The organism is Alcanivorax sp. HI0083 (assembly GCF_001635175.1).
In genome coordinates this window covers 1-2,266 of sequence record NZ_LWFX01001733.1, presented here as the reverse complement: position 1 = coordinate 2,266, position 2,266 = coordinate 1, and the positions used below count along the sequence as shown (strand labels likewise).

Annotated in this window: 3 protein-coding genes; 1 reads left to right on the top strand and 2 read right to left on the bottom strand. The window is 59.7% G+C overall.

What is annotated here, in order from left to right; genetic code table 11:
• Nucleotides 1–785, bottom strand: a 785-nt coding sequence (locus tag A3754_RS25230; protein ID WP_197468863.1) for a YbaY family lipoprotein, incomplete at its 3' end; no start/stop codon positions are given.
• Nucleotides 782–1,513, bottom strand: a complete 732-nt coding sequence (gene mtgA / locus A3754_RS25225) for a monofunctional biosynthetic peptidoglycan transglycosylase (RefSeq protein WP_063521669.1) — start codon at nt 1,511–1,513, stop codon at nt 782–784. The genes mtgA and A3754_RS25230, both read right to left, overlap by 4 nt.
• A gap of 218 nt (nt 1,514–1,731) precedes the next feature.
• Between mtgA and A3754_RS25220 the strand changes: the two genes are divergently transcribed.
• Nucleotides 1,732–2,266 (top strand): PAS domain S-box protein (locus A3754_RS25220; protein WP_156497226.1); only part of this gene is annotated, 535 nt, incomplete at its 3' end.

The following is a 2,266-nucleotide window of genomic DNA, read 5'->3' as shown; positions in this document are numbered from 1 at the left end:
AGTGGCAGGGTGACATCGGCAAAGCCGTGTTTTTTGCGCTTCAGCGTGATGGCGTCGGACTGATAGAAGAGGCCGCCGTCGGCCAGGATCTGACTGATGATCTGGTATTCATGGTCTGCTTTCAGGTTGTCGGGGAGGTAGTACAGGCGAAAGGGCATGGTATCGGTGTCTTCATCCAGGCGAATCAGACGCTTGGCGACAAGTTGGGCGCCGGGTGTGCCGGTCTCTATCTGGTTGTCCAGCAGGGCGACGGTGAGCACGGCATTATCCGGCAGTTCGCTGTCCTGTGAACGTGTAGCGGTGCCACTGATATGGGCCACGGCGTTGTTGGCACGCTGATAGTCGCCATGGAACAGTAGCGGGGCGGCGTCTTCGTTATCCGTCTGGGCATCAGCAGAGGGCTTGGTCGTTTCGTCGTCGCCGGTCGTCGCTTGCGAGTCTTCCTGGCTTGGCGCTGCGCTGCTCAGAGTAAGAGTGTCATCGTGTTGCTGGCCTGTGGCGGTGGCCAGAGTGACCCGCTGTTCCTGATTGTCCAGGTAGTGGAACGTGAGGGTGTCATCCTGTTGCTGCCAGCGTAGCCCTTGCAGATTGTTGTCCATGGGCAGGTACAGGTCGCCGCCGGCTTCCAGCACCAACACCTGGTGTTCGTTTTGCCACACGCCGGTGATGCCATTGGCGTTATCGTTGCCGGCAGGGGCGGCCTGGGTGTTGTCATTGTCGCTACAGCCCAGCAGGGCGAGGCCGCTAAAACACAGGGCGGCAAAGGGGACGGCATACTGCTTCATTGCGTGTTTCCTTCGGGGGGCGCAGGTTCAGGCGGCGGCAGGGTGACGGTTCCCGGGTCGGGAATGCGTACCAGCGCCATTTGCGCCTGAATCCATTGAGCCCGTTGTTGTACGTAGTCGGTGGGGCCTTTGAAATCATAAAGATTGGGGCGTGGCAGCATGGCGGCCAGCTGGGCTGCCTGCAGGGGCGAGAGCTGCGCGGCGCTGACCTGAAAATAATGTCGGGCGGCGGCTTCGGCGCCATAAATCTGGTGCCCCCACTGGGCCACATTCAGGTAGAGCTCCAGGATGCGACGTTTGCTCAGACCGATTTCCAGCATCAGGGCAATCACCGCTTCCTGCGCCTTGCGGGTATAGGTACGCTCGCCGGACAGGTACAGGTTCTTGGCCAGTTGCTGGGTAATGGTGGAGCCCCCGGCCACCGGCTTGCCCGCTTCCATATTACGCTTCAGGGCATAGCGGATGCCTTCCCAGTCGAAGCCGGTGTGCCGGGTGAAATGGGCGTCTTCGGATATCAGTACGGCCCGTTTCAGGTAATCGCTGATCTGATCGTAATCGCGCCAGTACTGCTGCACCTTGCCCTGCTCCTGGGCGCGGTGCATATAAGCGCTGTTGTCCGGGTTGTGGTGTTGCAGGCGTAACACCTGGCCCAGATACCAGAGCTGGGCCAGGGCCGCGGCCACAAACAGCAGGGCCAGACACTGTAGCAGGCGTCGTTTAAACGTCATGATCGTCGCTGACCAGGTCAGCTTTGCTTCTCCCTGGGGCTTCTGGGACACCCGGACACGGTAGGAACCGGGAACCCCTGTAACAGGCCCCAATTGTCGGTGAAAGTTCCGGCTTTGTCAGGTGATGCTGGCCACGGAGCAGCAGGGCGTCCAAAAAGTGAACAGAGGGTGAAAAATCAGGGGCTCCCTCAGAAAAACCATAATAATGGACGAATGCTATGCAGGGTGTGCTGATTGGGGCCGTTACCGTTGCGGTGGTGTTGCTGGGTGCACTGTTTTTTCAGCGTAGCCGGGCGATGCTGGCCCAGGTAAAAGACAGTGAAATTCGCTTTCGGCTGGCGATGAAGCATTCCTCCATCGGCATGGCGTTGCTGAGCCCCAAGGGGGAGTGGCAGGCGGTGAATCATGCCTTGTGTGACTTGGCAGGCTACGACGAAGCGGGGCTGCTGAGCACCTCCTTTCAGGATATTTCCCACCCGGATGATCTGCTCAAGAGCCGGGGGATGCTGGCGGACCTGTTGGCCGGAGACATCACCGGATACTCACTGGAACAGCGCTTTATCACCCGTCGTGGCGATGATCTCTGGGTGCGCCTGTCGGTATCGGCGGTGCGTGTCGAGGGGCAGGTCAGTTATTTGATTGCCCAGGTAGAAAATATCCATGCTGCCAGGCTGTCGGAACAGGCGCTGCAGGAGAGCCGCCAGCGCCTGCAAATGGCCCTGGAAGTGGGTGGCGTGGGTATCTGGCAATACA

Bases quoted from the DNA above. Each gene is read 5' to 3' on its own strand.
- mtgA (WP_063521669.1), bottom strand. From the start codon at position 1,513: ATGACGTTTAAACGACGCCTGCTACAGTGTCTGGCCCTGCTGTTTGTG.